This is a genomic window from Nocardia sp. NPDC058244 (assembly GCF_042882065.1).
Taxonomy (GTDB): Bacteria; Actinomycetota; Actinomycetes; order Mycobacteriales; family Mycobacteriaceae; genus Nocardia.
Genome location: NZ_JBHVWX010000018.1, coordinates 1 through 17,711, shown reverse-complemented (window position 1 = coordinate 17,711; position 17,711 = coordinate 1). Strand labels below are relative to the sequence as shown.

The following is a 17,711-nucleotide window of genomic DNA, read 5'->3' as shown; positions in this document are numbered from 1 at the left end:
GGCGCACTCCGGCGCGGCTGGAACGATGGAGGCCATGATTGCCGCGTTGACGACCAGATGGACCCTCTTAGTCCCGATACTCGCCGCGCTCGTACTCGCCGTCACCTGGGGGCGCGACGTGCCTGGACTCGTGGTGGCGGTGGTCAGCGCCGCGCTGGTCGGCGCGGTACTGGCCGCGGTCTATCACGCGGAGGTGGTCGCGCATCGGGTCGGCGAACCGTTCGGCTCGCTCGTGCTGGCCGTGGCCGTCACCGTGATCGAGGTGGCGCTGATCGTGACGATGATGATCTCCGGTGGCGACAAGGCGGCCTCGCTGGCCCGCGATACCGTCTTCGCCGCGGTGATGATCACCTGTAACGGCATCTTCGGCCTGGTCCTGCTCGTCGGCGCGCTGCGCAGGCGGGTCGCGGTGTTCAACTCCGAGGGCACCGGTGCCGCGCTGGCCACGGTCGCCACCCTGGCGACGCTGAGCCTGGTGCTGCCGACCTTCACCACCAGCAAGCCGGGCCCGGAGTTCTCACCCGCGCAGCTGGCCTTCGCCGCGGTCGCCTCGCTGGCGCTGTATTTGCTTTTCGTGATGGTGCAGACGGTGCGCCACCCCGACGACTTCCTGCCGGTGGAGGACGGCGGCGCGGTCGACGACGCCGATATCCACGACCACTCGCCGTCCAACCGGGAAGCGCTGATCAGCCTGGGCATGCTGGTGCTCGCGCTGGTCTGTGTGGTCGGCCTGGCCAAGGTGGTCTCGCCCGCGCTGGAGGCGGGCGTGGCCTCGGCCGGGTTGCCGCAGTCGGCGGTCGGCGTGGTGATCGCGATGCTGGTGCTGCTGCCGGAGACGCTGGCCGCGGTCAACTCCGCGCGCCGCAACCAGGTGCAGATCGGCCTGAACCTGGCACTGGGCTCGGCCATGGCCAGCATCGGCCTCACCATTCCGGTGATCGCCCTGTCCACGATCTGGCTGAGCGGGCCGCTGGTGCTCGGCCTCGGCGCCACCCAGATGGTGTTGCTCGCGCTGACCGTCGTGGTGAGCACGCTGACCATCGTTCCCGGCCGCGCGACCCTCCTGCACAGTGGCGTTCACCTGGCGTTGTTCGCCGCTTTTGTGTTCCTGGCCGCAAGCCCGTAGCTGAGGTGTTGCGGATCACAGGGGGTGGTGATCTGTCATTGAAACCGCGAAAAAGCGACGAGGGTCACCACCCCGAAATTTTGTTGTGACGCAGAGTACCGGCTAGCTTGCTGGAGTTGGCACCGACGCCGAAGCCAGAGAGTGCGGTATGAAAATCACCATGCTCCGCGCTTCGCGAGCGGGCCGGGGGCATCGCTGATGTCCACCGATCTGCATTCCGCGAAGCCGGATTCCGCCACCCAGATCGTCCGCAAGAACTTCACCGACACGGTCGTGTCGTCGTTGCGGACCTTCGGGCGCGCGGTCGACCTCGCGCAGGAGTCGGTCACCGGCACCGTCGCCGATATCGCCCGCGGACATTTCCAGTGGCGCGAGACCCTCGTCCAGGCCTGGCGGCTGATCACGGTCACCGCGATCCCCGCGATCCTGATGGCCATCCCGTTCGGCGTGATCGTCTCGATCCAGGTCGGCAACCTGATCCACAGCCTCGGCGCCGACTCCATGCTCGGCGCGACCGGCGGTCTCGGCGTGATCAAGCAGGGCGCGCCCATCGCCACCGGCTTCCTGCTCGGCGGCGCCGGCGCGGCCGCGATCGCCGCCGACCTCGGCGCGCGCACCATCCGTGAGGAGATCGACGCGCTCAACACCATGGGCATCAGCCCGGTGCACCGGCTCGTCATCCCGCGCATGATGGCGATGCTCATCGTCGCGCCGATGCTCAACGTGCTGATCATCTTCGTCGGCGTGCTCGCCGGGTACGCGGTCGCCGTCGGCGGCCAGGGCGTGACCCCGGGCAGCTATTGGTCGACCTTCGGTTCCTTCGCCACCGCCGGTGACGTGTGGGTGTCGCTGCTCAAGGCGCTGATCTTCGGCTTCCTGGTCGTCGTCATCTCCTGCCAGCGCGGGCTGGAGGCCAAGGGCGGTCCGCGCGGTGTCGCCGACGCGGTGAACGCGGCCGTGGTGCTCTCGGTGGTCTCGATCGCGATCGTGAACCTACTGGCCACCCAGATCAGCGCCATGTTCCTGCCGACGAAGCTGGCGTGATGGCTGCCTCCTCCTATATCCCCACCTCCCTGCACTGGCTGCGCAAGCCGGCCCGGCTCGGCAAGCGGATCGGCTCGGCGGGCGAATCGCTCGGCTTCGTCGCGGTGTTCGTCTGGCAGGTGCTGTCCTCGGTGCCGCTGACGCTGCGCCGCTACCGGGACGAGACGCTGCGCGCGGTCACCGACATGACCTGGGGTCGCGGGTCGATCATCGTCGGCGGCGGCACCGTCCCGATGATGATCGTGCTCGGCCTGGTGATGGGCGCCTCGGTCGGCGTCGAATCCTTCGCCTCCCTCGACATGCTCGGCATGGGCCCGGTGACCGGCGTGATCTCGGCCTACGCCACCACCCGTGAGCTGGCCCCGATCGCGGCGGCCATCGGCTTCGCCGCCCAGGCGGGCTGCCGGATCACCGCCGAGATCGGCTCGATGCGCATCTCCGAGGAGATCGACGCGATCGAGGCGCTGGGCCTGCGCTCGGTGCCGTTCGTGGTGACCACCCGCGTCATCGCGGGCGCGATCGCCATCGTGCCGACCTTCCTGATCGCGCTGATCCTGTCCTACGGCGCCTGCCGCGGCCTGCTCACGATGGTCTACGGCCAGTCGGCCGGCGTCTACGACCACTACTTCTTCCAGTTCATCTCCGGGTTCGACATGATCGCCGCCGTCATCAAGGTGGCCGTGTTCGGCACGGTGGTGATCCTGGTGCACAGCTACTTCGGGTTCTTCGCCACCGGCGGCCCCGAGGGCGTCGGCATCGCCTCCGGTCGCGCGGTGCGCGCCAGCTCGGTGGCCATCGTCGCCATCGACATGGTGCTGTCGATCGTGCTCTGGGGCTTCAACTCGGCGATCAGTTTTACGGGGTGAGCTAGTGCCTAACTACGGAATGCCCGGCGTCGCCGCCGATCGGCGCACCGCGCGGCTGACCGGCGCGATCATCCTCGGCCTCATCGCCGCGGTCGTGCTCGCCACGGTCTGCTACCGCACGCTGAAGACCGAAGAGGGCCTGCGGATCGCGCTGCACACCGAACACCTCGGTGACGGCATCAGCGCGGGCAGCCAGGTCCGCATCGACGGCGTCACCGTCGGCGAGGTCGCCGAGGTGACCCCCGGCGAGCGCGGCACCCAGCGGATCTCGCTGCTGCTCGACGCCGACCGCCTGCACGGCATCGACGACAGTCTCGCCGTCGACTACGCCCCGACCAACCTGTTCGGCATCGCCGAGCTGGAGCTGCGCCGCGGCACCGGCGGCGCGCCGCTGCGCGCCGGCGCGGTGCTCGACCTGACCGGGGCCAACTCCGCGCGGGTCTACGACGCGACGATGAGCGCGATCCTGCGCAGCCTCTCGCAGGTCGGCATGACGGTGACCAGCCCGCAGATGGCCACGGTCATCTCCCAGCTGGCCGCCGACTTCAAGGCCTTCACCCCGCTGGTCCAGGCGCTGATCACGATGGCGAAGACCATCGCCGACAACCAGGACGTGTCGCCCTCGGAGCTGTTCGGCAAGCTCGGCCCCGCCTTCGACGGCGGCGGCCAGTTCGCCGGCGCCACCATGCAGGTGATCGACAAGCTCAGCGACATCAAGGTGACCCAGGTCGACAAGGACCGCTACGACATCGGCGTCGGCGTGATCGGCGGCAGCATCCTGCCCGCCCTGACCACCACGCTGACCACCGCGGGCGGCCACTTCGCCGAGACCACCGACATGCTCGCGCCGATGCTGTTCGCGCTGGCCCAGATGTCGCCGAACGCGCGGCAGACCGGCGCCGACCTGCAGGCCCTGCTGACCAACCTGCGCGGCGCCATGCCCGACGGCCCGAACGGCCCGGTGCTCAACCTCGACGTCGAGCTCAGCGGCGTGCCCGCCATCGCGGTGCCGCTGTTCGGAAAGGCCGGTGCGTGATGAAGATTCGCGGTGTCGCACTGCGACTCGGCGTGTTCTCGCTGGTCATGCTGGCCGTGCTCGGACTCGTCTTCACCCTGATCAAGCGCCCGGTCTCCGGTGACACCGAGGCCCACGACGCGCTGTTCACCGACGCCAACGGCCTCAAGGTCGGCAACGACGTGCGGATGTTCGGCGTGCAGGTCGGCAAGATCGAGAAGATCAGCCTCGAGGGCGACAAGGCCAAAGTCCACCTGACGGTCAAGACCGACACCCCGATCTACGACAACAGCAAGCTGGCCATCCGCTACCAGAACCTGACCGGCCAGCGCTACATCGACCTGCAGCAGGCGCCCAACCCGGGCACGCGGATCGCCGCCGACGCCCGGATCGGCGCGCACATGACCGTCCCGTCGTTCGACGTGACCAGCCTGTTCAGCGGCCTGAAGCCGGTGCTGGCGACGCTCTCGCCGGAGGCGATCAACCAGTTCACCGCGAGCATGCTCGCCGTCATCGAGGGTGACGGCAGCGGCCTCGGCCCCGCGCTGACCGCGATCGACCAGCTCGCGAGCTACGCCGAGGACCGCCAGCAGGTCATCGACACCCTGATCCGCAACCTGTCGACGCTGGGCGACCGGCACGGCGGCCGCGTCGGCTACCTGCTGCCGCTGCTGGCCCGGCTCACCGACATCTTCGAGGCGATGCAGCGCAATATCGGCGGTGTCGCGCAGTTCGCGATGACCGCGCCGTCGGTGCTCGCCCCGGTCGACCGGCTGCTGGCCTCGCTCGGCCTCGTCGAGGGCGGCAGCGCCGAGGTCGACGCGATGATCCGCGGCCTGTTCCCCGACCCGCAGGAGGCGGTCGCGGTCTTCGGGCGGCTGCCCGGGCTGCTCGCCACGGTCGACGCGTCGCTGTCCCGCGATTTCGCCGACTTCACGCCGCACTGCAGCAACGGCGCCGCCCAGGTGCCCGCGCCGCTGCAGGTGCTGATCGCCGGACAGAAGGTGACGGTATGCAACGCCTGAAGTTCTTCGCCGGTGATCGCCCGATCCTGGACGAGGCGGGCAAGCGCGCCCGCGAACTGCGGATGGGCATCATCGGCCTGAGCCTGGTGGTGCTGTTCATGATCGGCGCCGCGGTGATCTACGTGGTGCCGCTGGGCAAGCACACCTACACCGCCGAGCTGAGCGAGGCGCAGTCCGTGCGCGAGGGCGACGACGTACGCCTGGCCGGTATCTCGGTCGGCAGCGTCGTCTCGCTCGAACTGAAGCCGGACAAGGTGCTGATGGAGTTCACCGTCGACTCCGACGTCTTCGTCGGCGACCAGACCTCCCTCGACGTGCGCATGCTCACCGTCGTCGGCGGCCACTACGTCGCGCTCTACCCGGCCGGTTCGCGACCGCTGGGTGAACAGCCGATCCCGGCCGATCGAATCCGCCTGCCCTACAGCCTGATCGAGACCTTCCAGGACGCCACCACGCCGCTGGCCGCCGTCGACGGCGACACCGTGCGCAAGAACCTGGCCGCCGCCAACACCGCGATCGCGGCCTCCCCGGAGGCACTGCGCTCGACCCTCGACACCGTCGGCAAATACGTCGACATGCTCGACCGGCAGCGCTCGCAGGTGTCGAAGTCGATCGCGATCCTCGACGAGTACATCTCCATGTACGACGGCGCCAAGTCCGATCTGGGTCGGCTCATGGACAACGTGAACATGCTCGAGGACGTGCTGCTGAGCAAGAAGGCCGAACTGGCCGAGGCGGTCCGGCTGCTGGTCTCGGTGGTGAATCGGCTCGCCGGGCTCGCGCCCAGCTGGGATTCCACGCTGAAACCGCAGGCCCAGGCACTGGCCGACGCGCTGCCGCGACTGCAGCAGCTCGAAGGCGGGTTCGAGCCGGTCCTGGGGACCGTGCACGACCTGCAGACCAAGCTGTCGCAGCTGGTGACCCCGGACGCGGGCGTCGTGGTCGACCAGTCCGGCGCGCGCGTCTGCGTGCCGCTGCCGGGGAAGGCGTGCTGATGCTGAAACGACTGCTCGGATCCCAGGCTTTCATGTCGATCGCCGGGGTCGGCGTGCTGGCGGTGCTGGTGATCGCCGGCTACTTCGTCACCTTCGATCCGCTGAAGAAGACCGAATCCTATTGCGCGCTCATGCCCGACGCGATCGGGCTGTACCCAGGCAACCACGTCACGATGCGCGGCATCGACGTCGGCGAGGTGACCGCGGTGCGCAACGAGGGCGCCAAGGTGCGCGTCGAGTTCGAGGTCGACGCCGACCATCCGGTCTACGCCGACGCTTCCGCGACCACCGTCGCGTATTCCGTTGCCGCCGACCGCAATCTGGCCGTGCTGTCCAGCGGCAAGGACACCACGAAGTTCACCGGTGGCTGCATCACCAAGACGCTGACGCCCAAGTCCATCACCGAGACGCTGACCGCGCTGGCGAGCCTGTCCGAAGAGCTCTCCGGCGTCGAGGCCGGGCAGCCGAGCGCGCTCGTGGACGGGCTGTCCTCGCTGGACCGCGCGACCGAGGGCGTCGGCCCGACCGTCAACGAACTGGTGCACAAGCTCGGCTCGGCGATGAACAAGCCCGACGCCGACATCGGCCACCTGGCCGGTCTGTTCGACGCGTTCGCCTCGGTCTCGAACCGGGTCGCCGCCAACTGGGGTGACCTGCAAACGATGCTGGTCCGGCTGGCACCGCTGCTCAACCAGGCCTCCGACGACCTGCTCGGCCCCGCGACCACGCTGTTCGACGGCCTGCGCGAGCTGCTGCCGATGCTCAACGACGTCACCACCATCCTCGGTGACCCGCTGATCGGCGCCCTCGACGGCGCCGTCCCGCTGGTGAAGTTGTTGCGCGCCAACGTCGGATCGCTGCGCGAGGTGGTGCTGAAGATGCCCGCGCTGACCTCGGCCTTCCAGAGCGCCGCGGGCGGCACCGCGATCACCTACGCCGCGCCGAAGGTGGCGCTGCCCGGCGGCGAGGCCGACCAGGTCTGCGCCGCGGTGAACGCGCTGCTCCCCGGGCAGTGCGCCGATCCGGCGCAGGGCCTGACCGATGTGAACCTCGTGCAGGTCGTGCTGGGAATGGCAGGTGCCCGATGAACTCGCGTAAGACACTGCGGCGCACCATGATCGCGCTGGTGGTAGCGGCCGGTCTCGCGGCCGGCGGCTGCGGTTTCGACCCGGCCGAGGTGCCGGTGCCCGGCTCCACCGTCGCCGGCCCGACCTATCGCGTGCAGATCGAGTTCAGCAGCGCGCTGAACCTGCCCGCCAAGTCGAAGGTGATCGCCAACGGCGCCGAGATCGGCACCGTCGACACCGTCCGGGTGATCCAGCCCGCCGACGCGCCCGCCGGTCGCGGGGGGTATGTCGTCGTCGAGGCCGACATCCTCGACTCCGTCCGGCTGCCGACCACCACCATCGCCGAACTGCGCCAGGACACCATCCTCGGCGACATCCACGTCGCGCTTACCACCCCGAAGGACGGCTTCGGCACGCTGCTGCGCGACGGCGGCACCATTCCGATCGAACGCACGAAACCGCCGGTGCAGCTGGAAGACACGATGGCCACCATGGCGCTGTTCGTGCAGGGCGGCGCGATCGGTCAGCTGCAGGAGATGATCGGCCGGGTCAACTCGGTGATGCCCGCCGATCCCAAGGAGACCGCGCGGATCTCGGCGGTGATGGGTGCCGACGCCGCCGATCTGGCCGCGCATCTGGACCAGGTCGACCTGCTGGTCAATGGCCTGGCCGCCAATGCCGAGATCATGGTCGGCATCGACGCCGAGCTCACCCACATCCTGAGTCCCGAAGCCGTGCGGGCACTCTCGGGCACCCAGGACTCGATCGCCGAGACCATGGCCATCTTCCTGGCACTCGGCCCGGTCGGCTCCTCGCTGACCTGGCTGGCGCCCATCGCGAACGCGGGCGACGCGGCGGCGACGGCGTTCCTGCCGCTGGCCACCGGCGGCTCCGCCGATCTGCGCTCGTCGACGAACATGGCCCTGCTGACCGCGCTGTTGCGCGACAAGGTGATTCCCTTCGCCGAACGCGGCCCGAAGGTGAACGTCACCGGCGTGCGGGTCGCCGAACAGGAGCAGGTGGAGCAGATCGTGACCGCGCTGCGGATGATCGGAATGGTGCGATGAAGATCGGTGCCCTCGCCTCGCTGGGCGGCATCGCCGCCATCACCGTGCTCGGTGCGAGCTACCTGACCTTCGGGGTGGTGCGGGTCGACCCGTTCGCCGACTACACCGAGGCCTCGATCGAACTGGCGAACTCCGGTGGCCTCAGCGTCGGCTCGCCGATCCTGCTGACCGGCATCGAGATCGGCAAGGTCACCGCGGTCGAAACCTCGGCCACCGGTGGCGTGCGGGTCGGCTTCGAGTTCGGCGCCGCGAACAAGGTGCCGATGAGCAGCATCGTCACCATCGAGCACCTGTCCTCGCTGGGGGAGCCGTACGTGCAGTTCGTGCCGCGCAGCGCGGACGGGCCGTATCTGACCGACGGCCAGCGGCTGTCCGGGGAGAACGTGCGCACGCCGATGTCGATCCCCGAGGTCGCGCGGCTGGTCACCAAGACCGTCGAGCAGCTCGACCCGGCGGTCGTCGGATCGCTCGTCGACACGCTCGGGCAGGCGATGACCGGTACGGAGAACGTCATCCCGGAGCTGGCCAGGGCGGGCGACCTGCTCGCCGCGGCCATCATGAGCCGGGCGCCCGCGATCGCCGAGCTGCAGAACAACTTCGAGTACGTCTCCGGCGACATCGGCTGGGCCGGACCGGCCACCTCGGCCGCCGCGCCCGCCTTCGTGCGGCTGAGTCAGGTCATCGACGAGTTCGTCGAGTCGGTCGGGCGGGTCAGCGCGGCGGGCGGTGACCCGGAGATGTACCTGCGCGACGGCGGCCTGGTGCCGTTCCTCCAGCAGCTCACCGCCAAGCTGAACGAGCTCGGCCCCGAGCTCTCGGCGCTGCTGCCCGGACTGCGTCCGCTCACCGAGTCGATCACCGCGACGGGCCCGCAGATCGACCTCAGCACACTTATCGCGCAGGCGTTGCACAACACCGACGCCGATGCGGTGAAGGTCAGGGTCGCGATCAGGTAAACATCCGGCAACCACTGAATATAGGTATACTCCCTGGCCAGTGGTAGTCGGCTCGAGCCGGGCCCGGTTCGAGCAACCGTGCGGTAGCCTGCTGGACGAGGCAGTCCGAGTCCACTGGGCGAAGGCGGTGCGATCCATGGCAGACGGCGGCGAGGATCCCGACCAGGGGACCGGAGGCAGTACCCGGGTGATCGCGATCGCGGCGGTGCTGGCCGCGTTGCTGGCGCTGGTGGTGGCGCTCGGGCTGGTGCTGCGGGCGAATCAGGGCGACGAGAACGATCCGTCGACCGTCAATCCGATGGGCTCGGACGCCAACGGCCTGCCGGTCGACGCCGAGGTAGCGGGCCAGGAAGTCGCCTTCGCGCCACCGTGGCCGGCCCGCCGGGTCGGCGGCAACTGCTCGGCGGGCGGCATCGTCGCCCACTGGCGGGTCGAGACCGACGGTCAGTGGCAGTGCACGATGACCACTCCCGACGCCGCGGTACCCGCCGCCCCCGCACCGCCGCCCCCGCCGCCCGCGGAGCCGCCGCCACCCGAACCGGCGCCGGTCCAGGCGCCGCCGCCCGCGTTCGAACCGCCCCCGGTGTACGAACCGCCGGTCTACGCGCCGCCGCCGCCCCCGCCCGCACCCGAGCCGATCCCGGCGCCCGAACCGGCGCCCCCGCCGCCGCCCCCGCCCCCGCCGGTCATCCAGTTGCCGTTCCCGCTGCCGCCGATCTTCGTTCCGCCCGCCGCGGCCGTGCTGCCGTGACGGGCGGCGGGTCGGCCGCCGCCCGTCGCCACCGTCGGTGAGACTGATCCGCTATGGACCAGTTGGTACTCACTCTGGTGATCCTGCTCGTGACGGTGCTCGCCGAATCGCTCGGCGGCAGGCTGGGGATCGCGCCGTCCATCCTGATGACGGTGTTCGGCTGTCTGCTCGCGCTGATCCCCGCCGTCCCGAGCTTGAACATCCCACCCGAACTGATCCTGCCGCTGGTCCTCCCGCCGCTGCTCTACGCCGCCGCCCGGCGCACTTCCTGGCGGCAGTTCGCCGAGAACTGGCAGATCATCGCGTTGCGCGCGGTCGGGCTGGTGATCGTCACCGCCGTCGCGGTGGCCGCGGTCTTCCACGCCTGGAACCCGGCGACCGCCGTCGCGGCGGGCGTGGTGCTCGGCGCGCTGGTCGCCCCGCCCGACCCGGTCGCCGCCACCTCGATGGCGGGCAGACTCGGCCTGCCCCGCCGGCTGATCGTCACCCTGGGCGGGGAGGGCCTGTTCAACGACGTCACCGCGATCGTCATCTACACCGTCGGCATCCAGGCCGTGGTGACCGGCCTGTTCTCGCCGTGGCACGCCCTCGGTGACTTCGTGCTGGCCGCGGTGGTCGGTCTCGTGGTCGGCCTGGTGCTCGGCTGGGTGGGCAGCAAGCTCACCAAATACCTCGACAACGCGACCGCCCAGGTGGCCCTGAGCCTGCTGCTGCCGTTCGTCGCCTACGGCGTCGCCGAGCACTGGGAGGGCTCCGCGGTCCTCGCGGTGCTGGTGTGCGCGCTGTACCTCACCGACGCGGTGACCGAGATCGGCGACCGCGACTACCGCCTGGTCGCCGACGCGTTCTGGGACATCGCCGAAATGCTGATCACCGGATTCGCGTTCGCGCTGATCGGCCTGGAACTGCGCGTGGTCATCGAGACCACCGGGCACGGCTGGCCGTCGCTGGCCGGGGTCACCGTCGCGGTGATCGCGGTCGTCGTGCTGCTGCGGTTGGCCTGGTTGCTGGTCACCTGGGCGGTGAGCACCCGGCTCTGGCGCTACACCGACGAGCCGTTCACCTGGCGCGAGGTGATCGTCACCTGGTGGGCGGGGATGCGCGGGGTGGCCACGGTCGCGCTGGCGCTGGCCGTGCCGTTCACCATCGACTCCGGCGCGGATTTCCCGGCCCGCTCGGAGATCCTGTTCGTCGCCTTCGCCGTCGTCCTGTTCACCCTGCTCGTGCAGGGCATCACCCTGCCGCTGGTCGTGCGGATCACCGGCGTGCACGCCGACACCCGCCAGGAACGCGCGGTCGAACAGCAGCTGTGGACCAGGGTGGTGCGGGCCGAACTCGCCGAGCTGAAGATGATCGCCGCCCGCGACGGCCTGCCCGACGACGTCTACGAGGACATCAAGGACACGCTGCGCCACCTCTCGGCCAAGGCCGACCCGGAGGCGGCCGACGCCGACGCCAAGGCCGCCCTCGATCAGGAACGCAAACTCGCCTCGCAGCTGCGGGCCGTCCGCTCGGCCGTCCTCGAGGCGGGCAGGCGCGAGGCCCAGGCCGCCCGCCGCGAACCCGGCATGCCGCCCGACGTCGTCGACCGGGTCACCCGCAGGCTCGATCTCGGGCCGACCCGCTGACCGGCGTCAACCGCCCAGCGTGTCGGTGAGCATGCCGATCGCGTAGGTGATCGCCATGGCCAGCGCGCCGCCGAGCACCACCCGCAGCACCGCCTTGCCCCGGTGGCTGCCGCCCAGCCGCGCGCTCACCGATCCGGTGAGGGCAAGGGCGAGCAGCACCGCCGCGAAGGTCACCGGGACCCGCCACTGCGCGGGCGGGATCGCGATCGCGATCAGCGGCAGCAGCGCGCCACAGGTGAACGCGACCGCCGACGAACCCGCCGCGGCCCACGGATTGGTGAGCTCGGTGGGATCGAGTCGGAGTTCGGCTTCGGCGTGCGCGGTGAACGCGTCGTGGGCGGTGAGTTCCTCGGCCACCGTGCGGGCGGTCGCCGGGCTGAGCCCCTTGGCCTCGTAGATCCCGGTCAGCTCGGCCAGTTCCGCCGCGGGATCCTCGGCCAGTTCCCGGCGCTCCTTGGCCAGCAGCGCCTTCTCCGAGTCCCGCTGGGTGCTGACCGACACGTACTCGCCCGCGGCCATCGAGATCGCGCCCGCGACCAGGCCGGCCACGCCCGCGGTGAGGATCGTGTGGGTGTTGTTCGTCGTCGCGGCGACGCCGACGACGAGACCCGCGGTGGACACGATGCCGTCGTTCGCGCCGAGCACCCCGGCGCGCAGCCAGTTCAACCGCGACGCGAGTCCCTCCGCGTGCGGTTCGTGCGGATGGATGGTCGAAGACGAGTCCTGCACCCGGTCAGCCTAATCCGGGTCGCGGCCGGATCAGCGCTGGGCGCGCAGAACCTCGCGGAGGGTGTCGGCCAGGCGCACGGCCAGCGCGAGCACCGTCAGCGTCGGGTTGACATGCCCGTTCGTCGGGAAGACCGAACTGCCCGCGATATAGAGGTTGTCCACGCCGTGCACCCGGCAGTGCCGGTCGACCACCCCGTGCCGGGGATCGGCCGACATCCTGGTGGTGCCGCTCGGATGCGCCCGGTCGGCCAGCGCCAGCGGCTCGGTACTGCCCGCCCTGGCCGCGGGCACGATCGCCGGCGCGGGCAGCCCGAGCCGCGCGAACTCGGCCACCAGCAGCGCCGTCGCTCGTCGCACGGTGGCGTCCTCGCGCGCGTCGACGCGCCAATCCACCTGGGGCAGCGGCATTCCCACCGGGTCGGTGCGCTGCGACAACCGCACGCGGCTCTCCGGATCGGGTGCCTGCTCGACCATCGCCCACACCTCGACCCCGGTCAGCCGATGCGGCAGCCCGACCCCATCGATCAGCCTGCGCCGCGCGCCGGCCAGCAGCAGCCTGGTGTCCGACACCATGATCCGCCCGTCCTGCCAGCGGCCCCGTCCGCCGAGCACCCGCTTCACCGCGTCCCACGGATCGTCGGGCGCGGTGACCTCCTGCAACCACAGCGCGCAGTTGAGCAGCGCTTCCCCTCGCTGGACCTCGGGAGACAGGGCGAGCCCGTGCAGGTAGGTGTGCTTGCCGCGCGGTCCCCGCACCACGTACTTGCCGAACCGGGCCAGCGCCGCGCCCGCGGCGGCGGGGGACAGGGCGCCGACCACGCCGCTGCGATGATCGATCAGATAGCGCCCCACCTGGTCGTATCGGTTCCCGATGCCGCCCGCGACGGTGCGCCGCGAGGCCAGCAGCAGCCGTGGCGTATCGATCCCGCCCGCCGCGAGCACGAACAGCCGCGCCTCCACGGTGCGCACGCGTCCGCCCGCGCCGGTCACCTCGACCGAGTTCACATGCGCCCCGGTGGCATCGGTGTCGAGATGGGTGACGGTCGCGTTCACCAGCACCCGCGCGGTCGGCGCGAGGACATCGCGCACCGCGGGACCCCAGCGTTTACTGTCGAACCGGTTCACCGGGTCCCGGCTGAACTGCCAGAAATACGGGCGCAGGGACGCGGTGTCGAGCCCGGCGGCGGGTGCCGGACGGCCGGCGAGCGACCAGAACTCGGCGTCGGTGAACCCGCCGCCGTGCCCGAGTCCGGCGTGCGCGGCGGCGCGGTCGGCGTAGGGGCGCAGCGCGGTCGCCTCGATCGGCCAGCCCGAGCGGCGGACCCACGGCCGGGTGGCGAAGTCGAGATCGTCGAGCAGGCCGCAGCGCCCGGCCCAGACCCGCGAGCTGCCGCCGAGCACCCGGCTCCCCGCGATCCGGTCGGGTGGCAGGCGTGGCGCGCCGATGCTGTCGATGGCGGCGAATTCTGTTTCAGTGGGACCGATGTCGTGGTCACCGCTCTCCAGGACCAGCACCTGCAGTCCCGCCGCGGCCAGTTCGGTGGCGACCGTCAGCCCGGCCGGGCCCGAGCCGATGACGCAGATCTGGGCGCGCAGCGCGTCGTCGCCGACGGTGCGCAGATCCTCCACCAGCATCGGCGGTCCTCTCGCCCGTGCCACCCGCGCGGCCCGGCACCCGGCCGCGCTTTGGTGTCACTCTAGAAGCCGGGACGCGGAATTTCCGGAGGTCTCACAATGCTGGTTCACGAAAGCCCGCACGTACCCGGCGGATTGGCGCACATACATCCACGCCCAGAATTCCAGCCCGGTGTCGGTGGGACTGGCGACCATGGTGATCTCGCCGTCGAAACACCGGCCGACGATGTAGCGGGCGCGGGAGATGTGCGGCGTGAACGTCACCACGATGATGTGGCGCCAGCCGTAAATCTTTGCCCGCCGGACGATTTCGCGCGCCTCGCCGTCGGTGGTCCACGGATCGGGCAGGAAACACGAGACCCGGAAGGCGAATCGGCCGCCGCAGTACTTGTCCATCATCGGGTCGTCGGCCCCGGTGGACTGCGAGATCAGCACCTCGGGCGCGTAGCCCCGCTCGGCGAGCTCGATGCCGAGGTCGAAGCGTTCGTAGGGGGTGCCGCCGAGCACCACGATCACATCGGCGCGACGCAGCGGGTCCAGCTGCGGGTTGACGAAGACGGGCCATCCGGCGATTGCCGTACCCAGCACGATGACCAGTGCGCCGACGAGCAACCATCCCGCACGTCGAAAGATCGACACTGCATCGAGGATAGCGAAGGGTGCACACTGGACCCCATGACCGACTCCGCCGTTGCCCCCGAACACCTCGACGTCGTCATCGTCGGCGCCGGACTGTCCGGCATCGGGGCCGCGTACCGGCTGCAGACCGAACACCCGCACCGCAGCTACGCCATCCTCGAGGCCCGCGCCGATCTCGGCGGTACCTGGGACCTGTTCCGGTACCCGGGCATCCGCTCCGACTCGGACATGTTCACCCTGGGCTACCCGTTCAAGCCCTGGCGCGCGGCCCGCTCCATCGCCGACGGCGCCGCGATCCTGGACTACATCCGCGAGACGGCGCGGGAGAACGGCATCGACGGGCGCATCCGCTTCGGTTCCCGGGTGATCGGTGCCGACTGGTCGTCGGCGCAGGCGCGCTGGCAGCTCACCATCGCCCACGAGGGCCCCGACGGCCCCGAACTGAGCACCCTGACCTGCGGTTTTCTCTACGCCTGCGCCGGCTACTACGACTATCTGCAGCCGCACACCCCCGAGTTCACCGGGCGCGCCGACTTCGACGGCACCATCGTGCACCCGCAGTTCTGGCCCACCGATCTGGACGTGCGGGACAAGCGGGTGGTCGTCATCGGCAGCGGCGCGACCGCGGTCACCCTGGTGCCCTCGCTGGCCGGCGAGGCCGAGCACGTCACCATGCTCCAGCGCACCCCCACCTGGATCAGCGCGGTGCCCGGCCGCGACAAGCAGGCCGACAAGATCCGCGAAGCGCTGCCCGCCGACCTCGCGCATCGGCTGATCCGGACCAAGAACATCCTGTTCAACATCGGTTTCTACCAGTACTGCCGTCGCCGCCCCGCCGCCGCGCGCAAGCTGCTCACCGGCCTCACCTCCCGCATCCTCAAAGACGACAAGCTGGTCGCCGAGCACTTCACCCCCGACTACGACCCCTGGGACCAGCGCCTCTGCGCCGCGCCCGACGCCGACTTCTTCAAGGCGATGAAGAAGGGCAAGGCGACCGTCGTCACCGACCGGATCGACCGCTTCGTCCCCGAGGGCATCCAGCTCGCGTCGGGCAAGGTCCTGCCCGCCGACATCATCGTCACCGCCACCGGCCTGCGGCTGCTCGCCTTCGGCGGGATCGCGCCCTCGGTGGACGGCACCCCGGTCCCGCTGTCGGACCAGTTCGTCTGGCAGGGCGCGATGCTCACCGGCCTGCCCAATTTCGCGATCTGCGTCGGCTACACCAACGCCTCGTGGACGCTGCGCGCCGATCTCACCTCGCGCCTGGTCTGCAAGGTCCTCGCTCACATCGACCGGACCGGGGTGCCCGCCGTCGTCCCGGAGCCGACGGGCAAGCTGAGCGAACGCCCGCTGCTCGACCTGAACTCCGGCTACATCCAGCGCTCGATCGCCCTGTTCCCCCGGCAGGGCGACCGCCGTCCGTGGCGGGTCCGGCAGAACTACCTGCTGGACACGTTGTTCACCCTGCGCACCGATCTCGGCAAGACATTGCGCCCGGTCCGCCGGGTAGGCGAGTTCACCCACAACGGGTGAGGCGCGCGGCCCCGTCGGGTTTCTACCGTTGGCGTGTGCCGTGGTGGCACATCCGTTGACCCGACGGGAAGGCCGAGCGATGACAGATCAGAATCAGCACCCGGTACGTGAGGGAATCGCGGCAGGAACATCCATCGGCGCAGGCATTCTGTTGGCCGTGGTCGGTGTCCTGCAGATCCTCGAAGGTATCTCGGCTGTCGCCAACGACGATCTGATCGTCGTCGGGCCCGAGTACCTCTACCAGTTCGACCTGACAGCCTGGGGTTGGTGGCACATCGTCCTGGGCGCGATCGCCGTGATCGTCGCGATCGGCCTGCTGGCCGGTCAGACCTGGGGACGGGTGGCGGCGATGGTGATCGCCGCACTCGCGATCATCGCGAACTTCCTGTGGCTGCCGTACTACCCGTGGTGGTCGATCCTGATCATCATCATCAGCGTCGTGGTGATCTGGGCGGTGGCCACCTGGCGCCCCGACAACGCCTGATCCCCGCCACCGACAACGCCGCCCCGGTCAGCGACCGGGGCGGCGTCGTGTCGTAGGAGGTCAGCGGGCGAGGGTCGGTTCGCCGGCGTCGGGCTCGCCGAGGGTGTCGAGCAGATGGTCGGAGATCCGTTCCCCCAGCGAGGCCAGCTCGGCCTTCTGTGGCTCGTCGAGTCCGTCGAGGACCAGCCTGCGCACCGCGACCAGGTACTCCGGCGTCGCCTCGGCCACCTTGGCCAGCCCGGTCTCGGTGAGCACCGCGTCCACGCCACGTCCCGATTCCGCCGCCGCCCGCTTGGCCCAGCCCACCCGCTCCAGCTTGGACACCACGTGGGAGAGCCGGGAGATGGACCCGTGCCCGCGGGCCGCGAGCAGGCTCAGCTGCATCCGATGGTCCGGCGCCTCCCGCAGCAGGGCCATGACCCGGTACTCGAAATGGGTCACGCCGAACTCGCGTTGCAGCCGCGAGTCGAGCGCGCTCGGCACTCGCATCGCGAGGGTGACCACCGCGCTCCAGGCGCGACGTTCGACCGAGTCGAGATCCTCCGTCACCTCGGCCTCCTTCCACCCTGACGTTAACTGGAAAATTGCTGAACGTCGGCAAACTGTATCTCGGAGGGGGTGGGGTGTCTACGTGTGTCATGTCATGTCGGCAGGTGGGGGGAAGTTTCGAAGATCGTCGAGAGCTGGACGAATGATCAGTTGCCAATGGATCGCCGCGACAAGCGGGTTGCCGCCGGCATCGGCTCGACCGCCGGGTCTCGCAGGCGAATGGTCGCGGTCAGGTGCGAAAACCTCGGGAAACACCGCGTCTACCAGGCGATTTGACTTCGCGTTCGCGGCTGCGTAACTTAATTCGAGTCAGAGCGACACGGACACCGACCCGGTGCCGAACCGCCGAGCCTCTCGAGGCTAGCGGATCGCACAGGGAAACGAGGTAGGACGATGAGCGCCTGACTGATCATGTGTGCGGGCTCACTGTCTTCCGGACTTGCTTCGGTGGATCGCCCGCGCTAAAGTTTGAACCCTTGCCCTGCTGAAGCCCCTGCGAAATGTTGTGGGTGGATGCTTGTGCGTGTGTTCTTTGAGAACTCAATAGTGTGTCGATGAATGTCAGTGCCAATATTATTATTGGTTCCGCTTCTCATACCCCC

The 17,711-nt window shown here is 69.8% G+C and carries 17 protein-coding genes; 13 read left to right on the top strand and 4 right to left on the bottom strand.

What is annotated here, in order from left to right:
• Window positions 1-25 precede the first annotated feature (25 nt).
• From ACFVW6_RS34525 to ACFVW6_RS34475, 11 genes are all read left to right on the top strand, one after another.
• The gene (locus ACFVW6_RS34525) at window positions 26-1,126 is read left to right on the top strand and encodes a calcium:proton antiporter (RefSeq protein ID WP_378833644.1); all 1,101 of its coding nucleotides are present in this window, start codon (window positions 26-28) and stop codon (window positions 1,124-1,126) included.
• Between the two features lie 198 nt (window positions 1,127-1,324).
• Window positions 1,325-2,170: an ABC transporter permease gene (locus ACFVW6_RS34520; RefSeq protein WP_355284127.1), complete on the top strand. Its 846-nt coding sequence runs from the start codon at window positions 1,325-1,327 to the stop codon at window positions 2,168-2,170.
• Entirely contained in the window at window positions 2,170-3,036 is an 867-nt protein-coding gene (locus ACFVW6_RS34515) for an ABC transporter permease (RefSeq protein ID WP_355284124.1), read from the top strand. Before ACFVW6_RS34520 ends, ACFVW6_RS34515 begins: the two co-directional genes overlap by 1 nt.
• A gap of 4 nt (window positions 3,037-3,040) precedes the next feature.
• Window positions 3,041-4,072 carry an MlaD family protein gene (locus tag ACFVW6_RS34510; protein WP_378833640.1) on the top strand — a complete coding sequence of 344 codons (1,032 nt, stop codon included), beginning with the start codon at window positions 3,041-3,043 and terminating at the stop codon, window positions 4,070-4,072.
• A complete protein-coding gene (locus ACFVW6_RS34505) occupies window positions 4,072-5,076 on the top strand; it encodes an MlaD family protein (RefSeq protein ID WP_378833638.1) in 1,005 nt (334 codons plus the stop codon). The genes ACFVW6_RS34510 and ACFVW6_RS34505 overlap by 1 nt, the downstream gene beginning before the upstream one ends.
• Window positions 5,064-6,071, top strand: a complete 1,008-nt coding sequence (locus tag ACFVW6_RS34500) for an MlaD family protein (RefSeq protein ID WP_378833635.1) — start codon at window positions 5,064-5,066, stop codon at window positions 6,069-6,071. Before ACFVW6_RS34505 ends, ACFVW6_RS34500 begins: the two co-directional genes overlap by 13 nt.
• Window positions 6,071-7,159, top strand: a complete 1,089-nt coding sequence (locus tag ACFVW6_RS34495) for an MlaD family protein (RefSeq protein WP_378833633.1) — start codon at window positions 6,071-6,073, stop codon at window positions 7,157-7,159. Before ACFVW6_RS34500 ends, ACFVW6_RS34495 begins: the two co-directional genes overlap by 1 nt.
• Window positions 7,156-8,205 (top strand): MlaD family protein, encoded by a 1,050-nt coding sequence (locus tag ACFVW6_RS34490; protein WP_378833630.1) that lies wholly within the window; start codon window positions 7,156-7,158, stop codon window positions 8,203-8,205. Before ACFVW6_RS34495 ends, ACFVW6_RS34490 begins: the two co-directional genes overlap by 4 nt.
• Window positions 8,202-9,161: an MlaD family protein gene (locus ACFVW6_RS34485; protein WP_378833627.1), complete on the top strand. Its 960-nt coding sequence runs from the start codon at window positions 8,202-8,204 to the stop codon at window positions 9,159-9,161. The genes ACFVW6_RS34490 and ACFVW6_RS34485 overlap by 4 nt, the downstream gene beginning before the upstream one ends.
• Window positions 9,162-9,297: 136 nt before the next feature.
• A complete protein-coding gene (locus ACFVW6_RS34480; protein ID WP_378833625.1) occupies window positions 9,298-9,912 on the top strand; it encodes a hypothetical protein in 615 nt (204 codons plus the stop codon).
• 53 nt (window positions 9,913-9,965) lie between these two features.
• The gene (locus ACFVW6_RS34475; protein WP_378833623.1) at window positions 9,966-11,540 is read left to right on the top strand and encodes a Na+/H+ antiporter; all 1,575 of its coding nucleotides are present in this window, start codon (window positions 9,966-9,968) and stop codon (window positions 11,538-11,540) included.
• Window positions 11,541-11,546: 6 nt separating this feature from the next.
• Here ACFVW6_RS34475 and ACFVW6_RS34470 read toward each other — a convergent pair whose 3' ends face one another.
• Genes ACFVW6_RS34470 through ACFVW6_RS34460 form a run of 3 tightly spaced genes read right to left on the bottom strand, consistent with a single transcriptional unit; the run spans window position 11,547 to window position 14,537 of the window.
• Window positions 11,547-12,269, bottom strand: coding sequence for a VIT family protein (locus ACFVW6_RS34470; RefSeq protein WP_378833621.1), 723 nt, complete (start codon window positions 12,267-12,269; stop codon window positions 11,547-11,549).
• 30 nt (window positions 12,270-12,299) lie between these two features.
• Window positions 12,300-13,904, bottom strand: a complete 1,605-nt coding sequence (locus ACFVW6_RS34465) for a GMC oxidoreductase (protein WP_378833618.1) — start codon at window positions 13,902-13,904, stop codon at window positions 12,300-12,302.
• Window positions 13,905-13,961: 57 nt separating this feature from the next.
• On the bottom strand, window positions 13,962-14,537 hold the full coding sequence (locus ACFVW6_RS34460) for a YdcF family protein (RefSeq protein WP_378833728.1): 576 nt from the start codon (window positions 14,535-14,537) through the stop codon (window positions 13,962-13,964).
• Between the two features lie 42 nt (window positions 14,538-14,579).
• Between ACFVW6_RS34460 and ACFVW6_RS34455 the strand changes: the two genes are divergently transcribed.
• Together ACFVW6_RS34455 and ACFVW6_RS34450 are read left to right on the top strand one after the other, a co-directional pair.
• Complete coding sequence (locus tag ACFVW6_RS34455) at window positions 14,580-16,076, top strand: flavin-containing monooxygenase (protein WP_378833616.1); 1,497 nt, start codon at window positions 14,580-14,582, stop codon at window positions 16,074-16,076.
• Window positions 16,077-16,155: 79 nt separating this feature from the next.
• Complete coding sequence (locus ACFVW6_RS34450) at window positions 16,156-16,560, top strand: hypothetical protein (RefSeq protein ID WP_355284971.1); 405 nt, start codon at window positions 16,156-16,158, stop codon at window positions 16,558-16,560.
• A gap of 60 nt (window positions 16,561-16,620) precedes the next feature.
• Here the strand turns inward: ACFVW6_RS34450 and ACFVW6_RS34445 are convergent, their stop codons facing one another.
• A complete protein-coding gene (locus ACFVW6_RS34445; protein WP_355284974.1) occupies window positions 16,621-17,109 on the bottom strand; it encodes a transcriptional regulator in 489 nt (162 codons plus the stop codon).
• Between the last annotated feature and the right edge of the window lie 602 nt (window positions 17,110-17,711).

What these genes read in the sequence shown, in the direction of transcription:
- ACFVW6_RS34525 (WP_378833644.1), top strand. Translation starts at nt 26, where the DNA reads ATGGAGGCCATGATTGCCGCGTTGACGACCAGATGGACCCTCTTAGTC.
- ACFVW6_RS34520 (WP_355284127.1), top strand. Translation starts at nt 1,325, where the DNA reads ATGTCCACCGATCTGCATTCCGCGAAGCCGGATTCCGCCACCCAGATC.
- ACFVW6_RS34515 (WP_355284124.1), top strand. Translation starts at nt 2,170, where the DNA reads ATGGCTGCCTCCTCCTATATCCCCACCTCCCTGCACTGGCTGCGCAAG.
- ACFVW6_RS34505 (WP_378833638.1), top strand. Translation starts at nt 4,072, where the DNA reads ATGAAGATTCGCGGTGTCGCACTGCGACTCGGCGTGTTCTCGCTGGTC.
- ACFVW6_RS34500 (WP_378833635.1), top strand. Translation starts at nt 5,064, where the DNA reads ATGCAACGCCTGAAGTTCTTCGCCGGTGATCGCCCGATCCTGGACGAG.
- ACFVW6_RS34495 (WP_378833633.1), top strand. Translation starts at nt 6,071, where the DNA reads ATGCTGAAACGACTGCTCGGATCCCAGGCTTTCATGTCGATCGCCGGG.
- ACFVW6_RS34490 (WP_378833630.1), top strand. Translation starts at nt 7,156, where the DNA reads ATGAACTCGCGTAAGACACTGCGGCGCACCATGATCGCGCTGGTGGTA.
- ACFVW6_RS34485 (WP_378833627.1), top strand. Translation starts at nt 8,202, where the DNA reads ATGAAGATCGGTGCCCTCGCCTCGCTGGGCGGCATCGCCGCCATCACC.
- ACFVW6_RS34480 (WP_378833625.1), top strand. Translation starts at nt 9,298, where the DNA reads ATGGCAGACGGCGGCGAGGATCCCGACCAGGGGACCGGAGGCAGTACC.
- ACFVW6_RS34475 (WP_378833623.1), top strand. Translation starts at nt 9,966, where the DNA reads ATGGACCAGTTGGTACTCACTCTGGTGATCCTGCTCGTGACGGTGCTC.
- ACFVW6_RS34465 (WP_378833618.1), bottom strand. Translation starts at nt 13,904, where the DNA reads ATGCTGGTGGAGGATCTGCGCACCGTCGGCGACGACGCGCTGCGCGCC.
- ACFVW6_RS34455 (WP_378833616.1), top strand. Translation starts at nt 14,580, where the DNA reads ATGACCGACTCCGCCGTTGCCCCCGAACACCTCGACGTCGTCATCGTC.
- ACFVW6_RS34450 (WP_355284971.1), top strand. Translation starts at nt 16,156, where the DNA reads ATGACAGATCAGAATCAGCACCCGGTACGTGAGGGAATCGCGGCAGGA.